Origin of the sequence: Brevundimonas vesicularis (assembly GCF_014204545.1) — a bacterium.
Lineage (GTDB): Bacteria > Pseudomonadota > Alphaproteobacteria > Caulobacterales > Caulobacteraceae > Brevundimonas > Brevundimonas vesicularis_B.
This window is the reverse complement of record NZ_JACHLJ010000001.1, coordinates 1,534,978-1,551,029: the sequence shown is the minus strand read 5'-3', so window position 1 is coordinate 1,551,029 and position 16,052 is coordinate 1,534,978. Positions and strand designations below refer to the sequence as shown.

Annotated in this window: 16 protein-coding genes; 10 read left to right on the top strand and 6 right to left on the bottom strand. The window is 67.0% G+C overall.

Annotation, left to right across the window (positions count from 1 at the left end):
• Positions 1-8: 8 nt before the first annotated feature.
• Genes hisA through HNP47_RS07745 form a run of 6 tightly spaced genes read right to left on the bottom strand, consistent with a single transcriptional unit; the run spans position 9 to position 5,261 of the window.
• Positions 9-746: a 1-(5-phosphoribosyl)-5-[(5-phosphoribosylamino)methylideneamino]imidazole-4-carboxamide isomerase gene (gene hisA / locus HNP47_RS07770; protein ID WP_184278987.1), complete on the bottom strand. Its 738-nt coding sequence runs from the start codon at positions 744-746 to the stop codon at positions 9-11.
• A complete protein-coding gene (gene hisH / locus HNP47_RS07765; protein WP_184278986.1) occupies positions 740-1,342 on the bottom strand; it encodes an imidazole glycerol phosphate synthase subunit HisH in 603 nt (200 codons plus the stop codon). Before hisH ends, hisA begins: the two co-directional genes overlap by 7 nt.
• The gene (gene hisB, locus HNP47_RS07760) at positions 1,339-2,775 is read right to left on the bottom strand and encodes an imidazoleglycerol-phosphate dehydratase HisB (RefSeq protein WP_184278985.1); all 1,437 of its coding nucleotides are present in this window, start codon (positions 2,773-2,775) and stop codon (positions 1,339-1,341) included. Before hisB ends, hisH begins: the two co-directional genes overlap by 4 nt.
• Positions 2,772-4,079, bottom strand: coding sequence for a histidinol dehydrogenase (gene hisD, locus HNP47_RS07755; RefSeq protein ID WP_184278984.1), 1,308 nt, complete (start codon positions 4,077-4,079; stop codon positions 2,772-2,774). Before hisD ends, hisB begins: the two co-directional genes overlap by 4 nt.
• On the bottom strand, positions 4,079-4,960 hold the full coding sequence (gene hisG, locus HNP47_RS07750; RefSeq protein WP_184278983.1) for an ATP phosphoribosyltransferase: 882 nt from the start codon (positions 4,958-4,960) through the stop codon (positions 4,079-4,081). The genes hisD and hisG overlap by 1 nt, the downstream gene beginning before the upstream one ends.
• 10 nt (positions 4,961-4,970) lie before the next feature.
• A complete protein-coding gene (locus HNP47_RS07745; RefSeq protein WP_017504407.1) occupies positions 4,971-5,261 on the bottom strand; it encodes a YerC/YecD family TrpR-related protein in 291 nt (96 codons plus the stop codon).
• A gap of 151 nt (positions 5,262-5,412) precedes the next feature.
• Here HNP47_RS07745 and HNP47_RS07740 point away from each other — a divergent pair, with 151 nt between their 5' ends.
• The 10 genes from HNP47_RS07740 (at position 5,413) to HNP47_RS07695 (ending at position 16,052) form a co-directional block, all read left to right on the top strand.
• On the top strand, positions 5,413-6,621 hold the full coding sequence (locus HNP47_RS07740) for an NAD(P)/FAD-dependent oxidoreductase (RefSeq protein ID WP_184278982.1): 1,209 nt from the start codon (positions 5,413-5,415) through the stop codon (positions 6,619-6,621).
• An 80-nt stretch (positions 6,622-6,701) separates the two neighbouring features.
• Positions 6,702-8,123, top strand: a complete 1,422-nt coding sequence (locus HNP47_RS07735) for a circularly permuted type 2 ATP-grasp protein (RefSeq protein ID WP_017504409.1) — start codon at positions 6,702-6,704, stop codon at positions 8,121-8,123.
• Positions 8,123-9,061, top strand: a complete 939-nt coding sequence (locus HNP47_RS07730; RefSeq protein WP_091748762.1) for an alpha-E domain-containing protein — start codon at positions 8,123-8,125, stop codon at positions 9,059-9,061. The genes HNP47_RS07735 and HNP47_RS07730 overlap by 1 nt, the downstream gene beginning before the upstream one ends.
• 2 nt (positions 9,062-9,063) lie before the next feature.
• Complete coding sequence (locus HNP47_RS07725) at positions 9,064-9,906, top strand: transglutaminase family protein (RefSeq protein WP_184278981.1); 843 nt, start codon at positions 9,064-9,066, stop codon at positions 9,904-9,906.
• Positions 9,907-9,967: 61 nt separating this feature from the next.
• A complete protein-coding gene (locus HNP47_RS07720; RefSeq protein ID WP_184278980.1) occupies positions 9,968-10,753 on the top strand; it encodes a peptidase in 786 nt (261 codons plus the stop codon).
• A gap of 95 nt (positions 10,754-10,848) precedes the next feature.
• Positions 10,849-13,209, top strand: coding sequence for a TonB-dependent siderophore receptor (locus HNP47_RS07715; protein ID WP_184278979.1), 2,361 nt, complete (start codon positions 10,849-10,851; stop codon positions 13,207-13,209).
• A 75-nt stretch (positions 13,210-13,284) separates the two neighbouring features.
• Positions 13,285-13,971, top strand: a complete 687-nt coding sequence (locus HNP47_RS07710; protein ID WP_184278978.1) for a Fe2+-dependent dioxygenase — start codon at positions 13,285-13,287, stop codon at positions 13,969-13,971.
• Positions 13,972-14,038: 67 nt separating this feature from the next.
• Entirely contained in the window at positions 14,039-14,716 is a 678-nt protein-coding gene (locus tag HNP47_RS07705) for a PepSY-associated TM helix domain-containing protein (protein ID WP_409360143.1), read from the top strand.
• A gap of 11 nt (positions 14,717-14,727) precedes the next feature.
• Positions 14,728-15,240 carry a DUF2271 domain-containing protein gene (locus HNP47_RS07700; RefSeq protein WP_184278977.1) on the top strand — a complete coding sequence of 171 codons (513 nt, stop codon included), beginning with the start codon at positions 14,728-14,730 and terminating at the stop codon, positions 15,238-15,240.
• Between the two features lie 11 nt (positions 15,241-15,251).
• On the top strand, positions 15,252-16,052 hold the full coding sequence (locus HNP47_RS07695) for a DUF4198 domain-containing protein (RefSeq protein WP_184278976.1): 801 nt from the start codon (positions 15,252-15,254) through the stop codon (positions 16,050-16,052).

Below are 16,052 nucleotides of genomic sequence, written 5' to 3'. Positions count from 1 at the left end.
ATGGGCCGTCATGAGCGTCTGGCCGCCGCGATCGCCTCGGGCAGGGTGAAGCAGTTCTCGTAGAGCGCGCGCCCGACGATGGCGCCGTGACAGCCCAGAGCCTTGACCGCAGCGATATCGTCCAGCGAGGAGACGCCGCCCGAGGCCTGCAGCACAAGATCCGGCCGACGGCTGCGGATCTCGGCCAGCAGGTCCAGGTTCGGCCCAGTTAGGGCGCCGTCGCGACCGACATCGGTCACCAGCAGGTGTTTGGCGGTTCCCTTGGGATACCGATCCAGCGCCTCCCAAAGCGTCATGCCCGAGGACTGGGTCCAGCCCTTCAGCGCGGGAACCGGCACGCCGTCCTCGATCTTGACGTCCAGGGCCAAGGTGATGCGCTCGACGCCGAAGGTTTCCAGCCAGTTGGCCACCGCCTCAGGTTGGGTCACCGCCAAGGAGCCTACGACGACGCGCGACACGCCGGCGTCCAGCAGCTTTTTCACATCGTCGGCGCTGCGCACGCCGCCGCCCGACTGAACCTTGACGTCGATGGCCTGGGTCAGTTCGCCGATCAGGGCGTGCTGGCGCGCCTCGCCCGCCTCGGCCCCGTCCAGATCGACGATGTGAATCCACTCCGCGCCCTCGGCCGCAAAGGTCGTCAGGCGGGCGGCCGGCTGCTGGTCGTAATGCGTCACCTGGGCGAAGTCGCCGTGCATCAGGCGCACGCAGACGCCGTCCTTCAGGTCGATGGCGGGGTAGATCAGCATGACAGGCCCAGGAAGTTCTTGAGGATGGTCGCCCCGGCCTCGGCCGAGCGTTCGGGGTGGAACTGGCAGCCCCAGCGGTTGGCGGATCGAACCACAGCCGGAACGACGCCGCCATAGTCGGCGCGCGCCAGGGTCGCCGGTCCGTCGGGACAGACGAAGCCGTGGACGAAATAGGCATAGGCGCCGTCGGCGACGCCCTCCAGCAAGGCGTCGTCGCGGTCGCGCGTCAACCGGCTCCAGCCCATGTGCGGCACCGGCAGATCGCCCTCAGGCTTCAGCCGGGTCACCGCACCGGGAATGAGACCCAGCAGATCGACGCCGTCGCCCTCGTCGCTCGATCCGAACAGCAGTTGCTGACCCAGGCAGACACCCAGCAGCGGGCGTGAGAAGGCGCGGATCGGCGCGATCAGACCCAGGTCCGACAGGCGCTTCATGGCGTATCCGGCCGCGCCGACACCCGGCAGAATGACGCGCTCAGCCTCGGCGATCACGGTTGGATCGTCTGTGAGGCGCACGGTCGCGCCCAACCGCTCCAGTGCGAACTGGACCGAGGCGACATTGCCGGCGCCGTAGGCGATGACGGCGACCTCTGTCACAGGACACCTTTGGTGGACGGCACGACGTCGCCCCCGACCCGGATGGCCTGGCGCAGGGCGCGGCCGAAGGCCTTGTAGACGGCTTCAGTCTTGTGGTGGTCGTCCTGGCCCGTGACCTTGATGTGCACGGCCGCGCCCATGGCCTCGGCCAGAGACCGGAAGACGTGGGCGGTCAGGTCAGTGCGGTAGTCGCCGATGAAGGGCGTTTCGAATGCGCCCTCGAACAGCGGATACGGGCGGCCGGACAGATCGATGGAGACCGTCGCATTGGCCTCATCCATCGGCAGGACGAAGCCGTAGCGGGCGATGCCCTTGCGCTCGCCCAGCGCCTGTTTCAGCGCCTGACCCAAGGCGATGGCGCTGTCCTCGATTGTGTGGTGCGGATCGGTGTGCAGGTCGCCTTCGCATTGCAGACGCAGAGAGAAGCCGCCGTGGGCCGCGATTTGCTCCAGCATGTGGTCGAAGAAGCCGACGCCGGTCTCGATCTTCACCGGACCGGGCGCATCCAGATCGACGGCGCAGACGATGCGGGTTTCCTTGGTGTCGCGCACCGCCTGACCAACGCGCGCCGGGCGGCGCTTGGCGGGCGTCAGGCCGAAGGCGGCGAGCAGCCGGTCGTTGACCTCTGACTTGATCGAGATCGGCAGACGCAGACGCTCGCCGGACAGATCGGCCTCGACGCCGTAGGCCTTCAGACCGGCCAGGGCGGCGGCAGGCTCTTCGGGGCGCGCCATGATGATGGGACCGACGCCCGGTTCGACGGGCATCTGGCGACCCAGTTCGCGCACGATCCGTTCGCGCTCGCGCCGGACCGAGGCGATCCGCTCGGCGGTCTCGATCATCCGAGACGGATCGAGCGCCTGCATCGCCAGCCGAACCAGCGGTTCGGGCAGGGCGTAGGGTTCGAGAACCGAGGCCAGCCGCGCCAGGGTCTGGGCTTGCGCGATCGCCGCGCCGACGCGGGCGCCGGCTAAGCCATAGGCCAGGGACAGGCTGCGCAGCACGATCAGGTTCGGCTGATCGGCGACGACGGTCACGGCCGAGACGCTGTCGGAGAACTCGATCAGTCCTTCGTCCACCATCAGCAGGGCGGGGGAGACGCGGGCGGCCATCTCGCCGACGGCTTCGGGCGATCCTAGGGCGCGTACGACGACGATACCTGCTTCTGAGGCGGGTTCACCGTTGGTCGGATAGATGGCGGCCAGGCTGTCATAGGGCTCGGCCTTCGGGGCCTGGACCGATCCGCCGTCGCGCGCGGCAAGGCGGTAGGCCAGTTCCAACCCGTGGGTCAGGCCGCGCACCGGCAGCACCTGTTCGGCAGGCACGCCATAGACGGCGGCCATCCGAGCGGCGAGGGCGGAGGCGTCGCCAGGATAGCGATCCAGACCTTCGCCGCCGGAAACCAGCGGCGGATAGGGAGCGGGCAAGGTCATCCTTCGGCCCTCAGATCGGCAGCGCGCGCGTGGGCTTCCAGGCCCTCCATCCGGGCCAGACGGGCGGCGATAGGGGCCAGCTGACGGGCGCCGGCCTCGGACACCAGCTGGACCGACATGGTGGTCATGAAGCTGGCGGTGGTGACGCCGCCCAGGGTGCGGGCGCCGCCGTCGGTCGGCAGGACGTGGCTGGGACCGGCGGCATAGTCACCCAGCGTCTCGGCGGCGAACCGGCCGACGAAGACGGCCCCGGCGGCCTTGATCGAATCGACCAGCGGCTCGGGATCGTCGATCTGGATCGCCAGGTGTTCAGGGCCATAGAGGTTGGTGACTTCTGCGGCGGCGTCGAGGTCGCGGACCAGAATGGCGCGGGCCTCGTTCAGAGAGGCGCGGGCGATGGCTTCGCGGGGCAGGGTTGCGACCTGAACCTCCACCTCGCTCAGGATGTAGTCGATGGTGGCGCGGCTGGTGGAGACCAGCAGAACCTGCGCATCCGCATCGTGCTCGGCCTGGCTGAGCAGGTCGGCGGCGGCGATCTCGGGCGCGGCGTCGCGATCGACGATGACCATCAACTCCGACGGGCCGGCCGGCATGTCGACGGCGGGGCCGCCCGGCAGGGCGCTCGCCTGCTTTTTGGCCTCGGCCACATAGGCGTTGCCGGGTCCGAACAGCTTGTCGCAGGCCGGGATGATTCCGTCCTCAAGTTCGACGCCGAAGGTCAGGGCGGCGATGGCCTGGGCGCCGCCCATCAGCCAGATGGCGTCCAGCTCCGCCTCTGCGGCGGCCAGGATCATGGCGGGGTGAATGCCGCCATCCTTGTTCGGCGGCGTGACGGCGACGCGCTGGCCCACGCCCGCGACGCCGGCCGGAATGGCCAGCATCAGCAGCGAAGAAAACAGCGGCGCGGTGCCGCCGGGAATATAGAGGCCGGCCGAGGCGATGGGGCGCCAGGCCAGTTTCGAGCGCACGCCAGGCGTCGTCTCGACGAAGGGAGTGTCCTCGGGCCGGGTCGCCTGGTGGAAGACGCGCACATTGTCGGCCGCCATGCGCAGGGCGCGCACGTCGCCGGGCGGCAGGGCGTTGCGCGCCTCGGCGACGGCCTCGGGCGTGATGGCGATGCGACGGGGCGGCGCCTTGTCCAGCTTCAGGCACCAGTCGGTTACGGCCACGCCGCCGCGCTGGCGCACGTCGTCGAGAATGGTGCGCACGACCTCGGTCACATCGCCGGCGGTGCGTTGGGCCGGGCGGGCCAAGGCGGCCGTCTTGCCGGCGACGTCGAGGGAAGACCAGTCGATGCGTTTCATCACATCATCTTCTCGATCGGCAGGACCAGGATGGCCGAGGCGCCGGCGGCCTTCAGCTTCTCAAGCGTCTCCCAGAAGACGGCCTCCTGACAGACGGCGTGGACGGCGACCGCATCGTCGCGACCCATCAGGGGCATGACAGTGGGCGAGCCGGCGCCGGGCAGGATGGCGGTGATCTCGTCCAGGGCCGAGCGCGGGGCGTTCAGCATGACGTATTTGGCGCCTTGCGAGGACACCACGCCCGCCATCCGCTCGATGACGCTGTCCAACAACTGCTGCAATGCGGGCTCGGGCGCCACGGGCGACTGGATCAGCACGGCCTGGCTTTCCAGAACCGTATCCTTGGCTCCCAGGCCGTTGGCCTCCAGCGTCGCGCCGGTCGAGACCAGGTCGCAGATGGCGGCGGCCAGTTTCAGCCGCGGCGCGACCTCGACGGCGCCGCGCATGACCACGATGTCGGCCTTGACCCCGCGTTCGTCGAGGAAGCGGCGCAGGATTTTAGGATAGGAGGTGGCGATGCGTAAGCCCTCCAGCGAGGCCGGACCGTCATAGGCCAGGGTCGGAGGCGTGGCGATCTTGAGCGTGCAGCGACCGAAGCCCAGCGGCATGACGATCGAGGCGTTCGGCCCGCCGTTGCGGCCTTCCTCCAGCACGTTCTCGCCGACGATGCCCAGGTCGCACACACCGTCCGCCACGAAGGTGGGGATGTCGTCGTCGCGGACGCGCAGCAGGTCGATCGGATAGTTCTCGACCCGGTACAGCAGGTCGTTGTGACCCTTGACCCATTTCAGACCCGCGTCGCGGATCAGGTCGAGGCTGCGGTCGGCCAGACGGCCGGATTTCTGGACGGCGATGCGAAGCCGGCCCTGCACGGTGCTCATGTTCGGATACTCAGTTCTTGTTCTTCAGGCGGTCCAGGGCGAGGCGATAGCCCTGATGCGGCATGTCTTTCAGATAGCGGGCGACGCGAACGACGGTGGTGGGGCTGGCATGGGCCTCGGCGGCGATCTCGCGATAGGATTTGCCGCCGGCGTCGAGCAGGCGCGCGACCTGCCAGCGCTCGGAGAAGGCGCGCAGTTCCGCAGGCGTGCAAAGATCGGCCAGAAAGGCGTCGATCTCGGCGCGCGTCTGCATCGACAGCAAGGCGTCATGCAGGTCGTCACGGGCGGGCGGGGTCGTCATGCGCGTTCCACTATGCTGTAACGGTGGAACGGTCAAGGGGTGCGGCGTGAGTCGTGACTGGTGACTCGTGATTGGGTCTAGGCTCAATCACGGCTCACGATTCACCAATCACGACTTACCTCAGCCCGCGCACCGCTCTATCTGTCCGCCCATGACCAAGGTTCTCATCATCGGCGCCGGGCACGCTGGCGGCTCCGTCGCGGCCTTCCTGCGGCAGTATGGGCATGACGGCCCCATCGTGCTGGCGGGCGAGGAGGATGCGCCGCCGTATCAGCGGCCGCCCTTGTCCAAGGCCTGGCTGAAGGGAGAGGCGGATTTGGAGGCGCTGCTGCTGCGGCCTCTGAGCTTCTACGCCGAGCAAAACATCGACTTCCGGGGCTCAATGGTCGCGGTGGCGGTGGACCCCGCAGCGAAGACGGTTGTTTTCCATGACGGCTCGTCGGAGGCCTATGACATCCTTGTGCTGGCGACCGGATCGACGGCGCGCAAGCTGCCGGTTCCGGGCGGGGATCATCCCGATCTGCTCGAACTGCGCACGATGAAGGACGCCGAGCGACTGAAGGCTGTCCTGGGGCCCGGCAAGCGTCTGGCGGTGGTCGGCGGCGGCTATGTAGGGCTGGAGGCGGCGGCGTCGGCGCGGGCCCTGGGCGCCGAGGCGGTGGTGATCGAGCGGGCGCCGCGCGTGCTGGCGCGGGTGGCGTCCGAGACCCTGTCGGCCTTCTTCACGGCGCAGCACCGGTCGCACGGCGTCGAAATCCTGACGGACACGGAGGTGGTCGCCGTGGCCCGCGACGGCGTGAGCCTGGCCGACGGATCGGTGGTGCGGGCGGATGCGGTGTTGGTGGGGGTCGGCGCATTGGCTTGCGACGCCCTGGCGCGATCGGCCGGCCTGACCTGCGACGACGGCGTGGTGGTGGACGGTGAAGCGCGGACCAGTGACCGGGCGATCTTCGCCGTCGGCGATATGACGCGACGACCCATTCCGGTCCACGGCGGCGTGCATCATCGGCTGGAAAGCGTGCCCAACGCCTTGGAGCAGGCCAAACAGGCGGCCGCCGCCATCGTCGGACGGGCCGGACCGACGCCGGAAGTGCCCTGGTTCTGGTCGGACCAGTATGACGTCAAGCTGCAGATCGCCGGCCTGCCGTTCGACGCCGACCGACAGGTGGTGCGCGGCGACCCAACGGCGTCGGGCTTTGCGGTCTTCCATCTGAACGGCGACCGCATCGTCTGCGTAGAGGCCGTCAACGCGCCGCCCGAGTTCATGGCCGGCAAGCAGTTGATCGCCAAGGCGACGCCTGTGGACGTGGACAAGCTGGCCGATCCCGCGGTGTCGATGAAGGCGGTGGCCGTCGGATAAGGCGTCGCCGCAGTGCAACAAAACTGTTGCGCTTTACGTTCGTGACCGTTCAAGCTGCGACTTCAACGCGGCGGGGGCGGATGACGAGAGCTTTCGACGAAATGAACGGCGGCGGATCGGGTGCGATCCGCGACAGCTACAAGACGCTGGCGGCGTGGTTGGAAAACGCGCCGGCCGATCTGCTGCAGGCGCGCTCGCGCCAGGCGGAGCTTTTCTTCCGCCGAATGGGCGTGACCTTCGCCGTCTATGGCGACGAGGAATCCAACGAGCGGCTGATCCCCTTCGATGTCGTGCCGCGCATCATCGGCGCGGACGAATGGGGCGGTCTGGAAAAGGGGCTGAAGCAGCGGGTCACCGCCATCAACGCTTTCCTGAAAGACATTTATGGGCCGCAGGACTGCATCAAGGCGGGCATCGTCCCGGCTGATCTGATCCTGACCAATCCGCATTATCGGCCCGAGATGCAGGGGCGTCGTCCACCGGGCGATGTCTGGTGCCATATCTCGGGTGTGGATCTGGTGCGCACGGGCGAGGACGGCTTCTACGTTTTGGAAGACAACTGCCGCACGCCGTCGGGGGTCTCCTATATGCTGGAGAACCGCGAGATGATGATGCGGCTGTTCCCCGACCTGTTCGCGGAACACGCCGTGCGTCCCGTCGAGATCTACACCGACATGCTGCTGCGCTCGTTGCAGGCCTCGGCGCCGGCAGGGGCGGGGGCGGATCCGACCATCGTCGTGCTGACGCCCGGCCCCTTCAACTCGGCCTACTATGAGCACAGCTTCCTGGCCGACAAGCTGGGCGTCGAGCTGGTCCAGGGCACGGACCTGTTCGTCAATGACGACACCGTCTTCATGCGCACGACTGAGGGGCCCAAGCGCGTCGATGTCATCTATCGCCGCATCGATGACGACTTCCTCGATCCCCTGACCTTCATGCCCAACTCCACCATCGGGGTGCCGGGGCTGATGTCGGCCTATTTCGCCGGGCGGGTGACCTTGGCCAATGCGGTCGGGACGGGCGTGGCCGACGACAAGGCCGTCTATACCTACATGCCCGAGATCATCCGCTTCTTCACGGGTGAGGATGCGATCCTGCAGAACGTGCCGACCTGGCGCTGTCGCGAGCCGGACGCCCTGAAGGAAGTGCTGGATAAGCTGCCTGAACTGGTGGTCAAGGAAGTCGGCGGATCGGGCGGCTACGGCATGCTGGTCGGGCCGACCTCGACAAAGGCCGAGATCGAGGATTTTCGCGCCAAGCTGATCGCCGATCCCGACGACTTCATCGCCCAGCCGACGCTGAGCCTGTCGACGGCCCCGACGCTGAACGGCGGCGCCCTGTCGCCCCGCCACGTCGATCTCAGGCCGTTCGTCCTGTCCAGCCCGGCCGGCGTGCGCGTCGCGCCCGGCGGCTTGACGCGGGTGGCGCTGAAGGAAGGGTCGCTGGTGGTGAACTCCAGCCAGGGCGGCGGAACCAAGGACACCTGGGTGCTGGACAACTGATGCTTTCACGCACCGCAGACAGCCTCTATTGGACCGGCCGCTACATGGAGCGGGCGGACTTTCTCGCTCGTATTCTGGAGGCGGCGATCCGTCTCGCCGCCCTGCCGGCGAAAGATCAGGCCGCCGTCACCGCCTGGGCCGGGGCCATCGCCTCGTCGGGGGTCAAGGCCGGCTTCGACGCGACCGGACGCACCGTGTCGGAAAAGTCCGTGCGGGAATATCTGGCCTTCGGCTTCGACAATCCGACCTCGATCAAGGCCTGCATCACCAAGGCGCGAACCAACGCGCGCTCGGTGCGCACCGCCCTGACCATCGAACTGTGGGAGGCGATCAACGGCGCCTGGAACGGTCTGAACGAACTGGGCGAACCGACCAAGCGCGACGACTTCACCAACTTCCTCGACTTCGTGAAATCGACGTCCCTGGCGGTGGAGGGCGCCTCGTCGCGGACCATGCTCAGGAACGACGCCTACTGGTTCCTGCGACTGGGCATGGCGATCGAGCGGGCCGACAACACCGCGCGCCTGCTGGACGTGAAATATCACCTGCTGCTGCCGCCCGGCGAACGGGTGGGGGGGCAACTGGACTACTTCCAGTGGACGACCCTTCTGCGCGAGGTTTCGGCCCTGACCGCCTATCGTTGGGTCTACCGCGAGAGCGTGCGGCCGTGGTTGGTTGCGGACCTGTTGGTGCTGAACCGCCAGATGCCGCGTTCGCTGGCCTCGTGTCAGGGCATGATCGTCAGCTATCTGGAGAAGCTGGCGACCGACTACGGTCGGCGCGGCCCCGCGCAACGGCTGGCCTCCAATCGCCTCAGCCAGTTCAATGAGGCCAAGATCGAGGACATCTTCCAGTCCGGCCTGCACGAATACATTCAGAGCTTCCTGAACGAGAACAACGCCCTGGCCGCGGCCGTCCACGAACAGTATCTGGTCTGACCATGCGGATCCGGATCGATCACTCCACCCGCTACGCCTACGCCCGGCCCGCGCGGTTCATCGTCCAGATGCTGCGCCTGACGCCCAAGTCGTGTGAGAGCCAGCAGGTCCGCGACTGGCGGATCGAAACCGATGTGGACGCCCGGCTGCGGCGCAGCGAGGACGCGTTCGGCAACATCGTCCACAGCCTCTACACCGAGCGGCCGACCGACGCCCTGACCATCCGCGTCACAGGCGAGGTCTCGACCGTCGAGACGGGCGGCGTCGTGAAAGGGCAGGCCGAACGCCTGTCGCCCATCGTCTATCTGCGCGACACCCCGATGACCAAGGCCGACGCCGGTATCATCGATTTCGCCCGCTCCATTTCTGAGGGCGCGACGCTGGGCCGGATGCATCAGTTGATGGGCGCGCTGAAGGATACGGTGGCGTTCGAGGTCGGCTCGACCTCCGCCTCCCACACCGCCGCCGAAGCGTTCGCCCAGAAGCGCGGCGTCTGTCAGGACCATTCGCAGATCTTCATCTCGGCCGCGCGCCTGCTCGGCGTGCCGGCCCGCTATGTCTCGGGCCACCTCAGCCGTCAGGACGGACGCCACGATCAGGACGCCGCCCATGCCTGGGCCGAGGCCTGGGTCGAGAACCTGGGCTGGGTCGGGTTCGATCCCGCCAACGGCATCTGTCCGACCGAACACTATGTTCGGGTCGCGGTCGGCCTGGACGCGCGCGGCGCCACCCCGATCCGGGGCACGAGCTATGGCGGCGGCCAGGAGCAGCTGACCGTCGCCTTGAATGTGCGGCCGGTGCAACAGAGCCAGCAACAACTGCAATCCAGTGGATGGCCCCGATAGGCATGACGCGCGAATCTGTTAGCGTCTGGGGATTCGCAACGCGGGGAGCGAATAGAGCGAAGTGACCTATTGCGTAGGCATGCTGGTGGACGACGGGTTGGCGATGATCGCCGACACGCGCACCAATGCGGGCGTGGACAACATCTCGTCCTATCGCAAACTGCACATCTACAAGTCGCCGGGCGAGCGGATCCTGGCAGTTGCGACGGCGGGCAATCTGTCGGTCACCCAGACGGCGCTGGCCATGGTCGCAGCCGGGGTCAAACTGCCGGACTCCACCGAGCTTGAAACGCTCCAGACCGCTCCGACCCTGTTCCGCGCCGCCCAGCTTCTGGGTCACGCTATGGCCAGCGTGCGCGCAAGCATCAATACGCCGCCGACGCCGACCGCAGACGGGTTGAATGTCACCGCCTCCATGCTGCTGGGCGGTCAGATCGCCGGCGGCAAGATGGGGCTGTATCTGATCTACGGGCAGGGCAACTTCATCGAATGCGGGCCCGATACGCCCTATCTGCAGATCGGCGAGCTGAAATACGGCAAGCCCATTCTGGATCGCGCCCTGCACAGCTCCACCTCCCTGTCCGAGGCGGTCAAGCTGGGGCTGATCTCGTTCGATTCGACCATCCGCTCGAACATCGCCGTCGGCCCGCCGCTGGACCTGATCGTCATGCCGCGCGACCAGCTGACGGGCACGGCGCGTCGCATCGAAGCGGATGATCCCTATTTCCGCGACCTGGGCCGGCGTTGGTCCGAAGCCCTGGCCGCCGCCCACCGCGCCATGCCTGATCCGACCTGGCTGGATATCGATACGTCGGCGCCTCAGAGGGGCATCAGCGCCGTCGGCTAATTAAGATTGCGATTTGTTCGCAATTGTCTTGTGCCTTCCTGTGGAGCTGGTTATTGCGAGCGCATCGCAAAATCAGACCAAAAGGTCGCAAGAGTATGTCCGAATCCCGCGCCGCCGCGCTCCGCTCGCTTCTGTTCGCCTCCAGCGCCGCCGGCATGCTGGTCGCCGCCCCCGCCATCGCCGCTGACGTGACCGCCGAGGACGGCGTGGTCGTCACGGCCGACCAGTCCCAGCCCGCCAATCTGGGCACGATCGACGTCAACGGTCAGTTCAAGAAGCCGGCCCCCGTCAGCCCCGAGTTCGTCGCGCCCCTGGTGGACACGCCGCGCGCCGTGACGGTCATCCCCCAGGCCATCATCGAACAGACCTCGGCCTCGTCGTTGCAGGACCTGCTGTCCAATTCCCCCGGCATCACCTTCGGGGCCGGTGAGGGCGGTCAGCCCCTGGCCGATCGTCCCTTCATCCGGGGGCAATCGTCGGGCAACAACATCTTCGTAGACGGCATTCGTGACACGGGCGGCCAGCAGCGCGAGGTCTTCAACCTGGAACAGGTCGAGGTCATCAAGGGGCCAGACGCCGTCTATTCGGGACGCGGTTCGGGCGGCGGCAGCATCAACCTGGCCTCCAAATCGCCCAAGCTGAACGCCTTCACCAATGTCAGCGCGGGCGCGGGCACGGACGGCTATCTGCGCGGTACGGTCGATGCGAACCTGCCGCTGGGCGCGACCGCCGCCCTGCGTATCAACCTGATGGGCGCCCAGGGCGACGTGCCCGGCCGCGACGCCGTCGACTACGACAAATGGGGTGCGGCCATCAGCCTGGGCGCCGGTCTGGGGACGCCCTCGTCGATGGTCTTCAGCTACTACCACCTGACCAGCGACCAGATGCCCGACTACGGCATTCCGCTGTTCACCAAGATCCAGTCGCGCACGACCGACAGCGGCGTTCTGGATGTGCCCTACGACAGCTTCTATGGGCTGAAGGCGCGCGACTACCTGACCAATGAGGTGGATACCTTCACCTTCAAGGCCGAGCATCGCCTCAACGATTTCGCCACGATCCGCAACGTCAGCCGCTATTCGCAGACGCTGAATGACTACATCGTCACCAACCCCGGCGACGGCGGCTATGTCGGACGCGCGGCGGACGGGACCTACTGGATGAAGCGGGGCGCCAAGACCCGCTGGAACCCGGTCACCACACTGGCCAATGTGACGGACGTCTTCGGCCAGTTCGCCACCGGTTCGATCAAGCACAGCTATGACGTCGGCGTGGAGCTGTCGCGCGAGCACAACAAGAACGCCTCCTATTCGACCTACACCACCTCGGGCTCGGCCTGTCCGACCGATCTGACGACCGTCACCGGGTCGTATCCGACCGCGGCCGGGGCGCTGGGTGCGGGAGACTGCACACCGGTCTATAATCCCAGTCCCGAAGACGCCTGGACCGGCGTGATAAATCGCGGCCCGACCAGCTCGAACACGACCGAAGCCATCGGCGTCTACGCCAACGACAGCATCACCCTGAGCGAGCGACTGATCCTGAACCTGGGCGTTCGCTGGGACCAGTATTCGGTCAAGGGCGTCAATGCGACCGCGACCCAGTCGGCCGGCGTCTGGACCACGACCGGCTATACGGCTGTGCCGGAACAGACCTGGGAGTTCACCAACTATCAGGTCGGTCTGGTGTTCAAGCCGACGCAGAACAGCAGCGTCTACGCGTCCTGGTCCACCTCCTCGACCCCACCGACCATTTCAGCGGGCGACCAGAACGCCTCGGGCGGTACGGGCACGGTCGATGGCGTCGCCAACACCGTCCTGGATCCGGAAGACACCGAAAGCTTCGAGATCGGCGCCAAGGCCAATGTCTTGAACGACCGTCTCGCCCTGTCGGCAGCCGCCTTCCATCTGAACCGCAAGAACGCCCTGATCCTGGTTGAGCCCAACATCTTCCGTCAGGAAGGCGAGGTCGAGGTCAACGGCTTTGAGCTGGGCGTGTCGGGCAGCATCACGCCGAAGTGGACCGTGTTCGGCGGCTATACCTACATGGACTCCGAACTGACCAAGGCGGCCGTGGTCGTGTCGGGCACGCCCCCCGTCTCAACCGTCAATCCGCTGCAAGGTCTGCCGCTGGCCAATACGCCCAAGCACAGCGCCAGCCTGTTCACCACCTATCGCGTCCTGCCCCGGCTGACGGTCGGCGGCGGCGTCTACTACACGTCCAAGTCTCTGGGCGGGAATCAGGGCGGCGCAGGCGGCGGGAACAACCGCATCTATGCGCCCGAATGGACCCGCGTGGACGCCTTCGCCGCCTATGATCTGACGGATCGCGCGACGCTTCAGCTGAACGTCAAGAATGCGACGGACGAGGACTACATCATGCGCACCAACGGCGTTCACCACGCCGATGTGGCCGCAGGTCGCCAGGCCATCCTGGCCCTGAACCTGCGCTTCTAAAGGCTGCTTCCCCGGCCTAATCTGACGGCCCCGCGATGCCCCGCGGGGCCGTTTCGTCTTTCAGTGAGAACGCCCGTGCTGCTGCAGATTCCGGAAGTCTTCTCCAAGGCCGAGGTCAAGGCTTTGCGTGCGCGGCTGGACGCCGGGCCGTGGTCGGACGGCAACGCCACCTCGGGCCATCAATCGGCGACGGCGAAGAAGAACCTTCAACTGCCCGAGGATTCGGACGTGGCGAAAGAGGTGTCGGCCCTGGTCGTCCAGGCGCTGAACGCCAATCCGATGTTTGTGGCCGCGGCCCTGCCGCACACGATCTTTCCGCCCCTGTTCAACCGCTACGAAGGCGGGGGTGAGTTCGGACTGCATGTCGACAACGCCATCCGCCAGTCCCGCACCGGCGGGCCGATCCGCATTCGCAGCGACCTGTCGGCGACCCTGTTCCTGTCGGAGCCCGAGGACTACGACGGCGGCGAGTTGATCATCGAGGAGATGTACGGGTCGCAGGCGATCAAGCTGCCGGCAGGCGATCTGGTCCTCTATCCGTCCAAGAGCCTACACCGGGTCACGTCGGTGACGCGCGGCGCGCGGGTGTCGTCCTTCATGTGGATGCAGAGCCTGGTGCGCGACGACGCCGATCGCGAGACCCTGTTCCGCTTAGACATCGCCACCCAGCGCGTAGCGTCCGAAAAGGGGCCAAAGGATCAGGCGGTGATCGAACTGACCGGCGTCTATCACAATCTGCTGCGGCGCTGGACCGAGGTTTGACGCCCAGGGCGCCACGACGCCGCTAAATGCTATTGCAACCCGTTCGCAACAATGGCACAGCGAGCCCGTGACCGAACTCGCCACACAGCGTCAGGCCGAAACCGCATCCAAGGGCCCCAAACCCAAGGCGGCGCTGAACGGCGCACGGTCGTTCTGGCTGAAGCAGCTGCATAGCTGGCACTGGATTTCAGCGGCGGTCAGCCTGGTCGGCATGATCCTGTTCGCGATCACCGGCCTCACCCTGAACCATGCGGCCTCGATCCCCGGCGATCCGGTGACGGTCGAACAGACCGCGACCTTGCCGACGCCCCTGTTGCAGCGGCTGGCGAGCTTCCCGCAGGAGACGACCGATCCTGTCCCCGACGCTGTCGCGCGGTGGGCGTCCGAGGCGCTCAAGGTCGAGATCGCCGGCAAGCCGACCGAGACGACGGCGGAAGAAGTCTATGTCGCCCTGGCCACGCCTGGCGGCGACGGCTGGGTCACCATCGACCGTTCGACCGGCGAGACCCTGCATGAGAAGACGACGCGTGGCTGGATCGCCTACCTCAACGACCTGCACAAGGGCCGCAACGCCGGGGTGGTCTGGTTCTGGTTCATCGACGTGTTCGCCGTCGCCTGCACCATCTTCGCCCTGACGGGGCTGGGTCTGATGCTCCTGCACGCCAAGGGTCGGCCCTCGACCTGGCCGCTGGCGGCTCTGGGCCTGCTGATCCCCGTCGTCATCGCCCTGATCTTCATTCACTGACGAGTTTTCCGATGCGCCTTCTCCCCGTCGTCATCACCACCGTCGGCCTGGCCGCCGCCGCAGCGCCCGCCATGGCCGCCGACCTGACGGTGTCGGTCGAGATTCCGCGCCTGAACACCGCCTCCTATCATCGCCCCTATGTCGCGGTGTGGATCGAAAAGCCGGACCAGTCCGCCGAACGCACCCTGGCCGTCTGGTATCAGCAGACCCGCAACAACGAAGGCGACGGCAAGGACTGGCTGAAGGATCTGCGCACCTGGTGGCGCAAGGGCGGTCGCGCCATGAGCCTGCCGGCCGACGGCGTATCCGGCGCCACGCGCGCGCCGGGCCGCCAGACCGTCACCGTGCCCGCCACCCGGCTGCGCAACCTTCAGCCCGGCCAGTACAACATCGTCGTCGAGGCGGCCCGCGAACTGGGCGGACGCGAAGTCGTGCGCGTGCCCTTCCGCTGGGGCTCGGCCAACACCGGCGCCGGAACCGGCTCCACCGAACTGGGCGCCGTGCGCGTCGCCGTCTCTCGCTAAGGATCAAGACCATGAAGAAGACGATCGCCCTGCTGACGCTGGCTGCAGCCCTGGCCGCCCCCATGGCCGCCCAGGCCCACCGCGCCTGGCTGGCGCCCACCGCCACGACCCTGTCAGGCACGGACGCCTGGGTCGGGTTCGACGCGGGCATGTCGAACCAGGTGTTCAACCCCGATCACGCCGCCATGCGCCTGACCGGCCTGACCATCACCGCGCCGGATGGCTCGGCGGTCCAGCCCGCGAACGCCATGCAGGGCCGCTATCGCTCGACCTTCGACGCCCATCTGACCCAGAACGGCACCTACAAGATCGCCAACGTCATGAACGGCGTGATGGCCAGCTACACCCTGAACGGTGAACAGAAGCGCTGGCGCGGCGCGGCCTCGGAATACCCGGCGGGCCTGCCCGAGGGCGCGACCAATGTTCAGGCGACCCGCACCGCCAGCCGCATCGAGACCTTCGTCACCCTGAACAATCCGACCGACACCGTCTTCAAGACGACCGGCGAAGGGCTTGAGCTGGTTCCCGTCACCCACCCGAACGATCTGGTGGTGGGCGAGCCTGCCATCTTCAAGCTGCTGAACAACGGCCAGCCGGCGGCTGACATCGACGTCACCGTGGCGCGCGGCGGTTTGCGTTACCGCGACAACCCCGAAGAATCGACGCTCAAAACGAACGCCGAGGGCGCCTTCACCATCTCCTGGCCGGAAGCCGGCATGTATTGGCTGAACGCCTCGGTCCGCACCGAAGGCCAGGGTGAAACGCTGGGTTCCAACGCCATCTATGTGGCGGCGATGGAAGTCCTGCCCTAA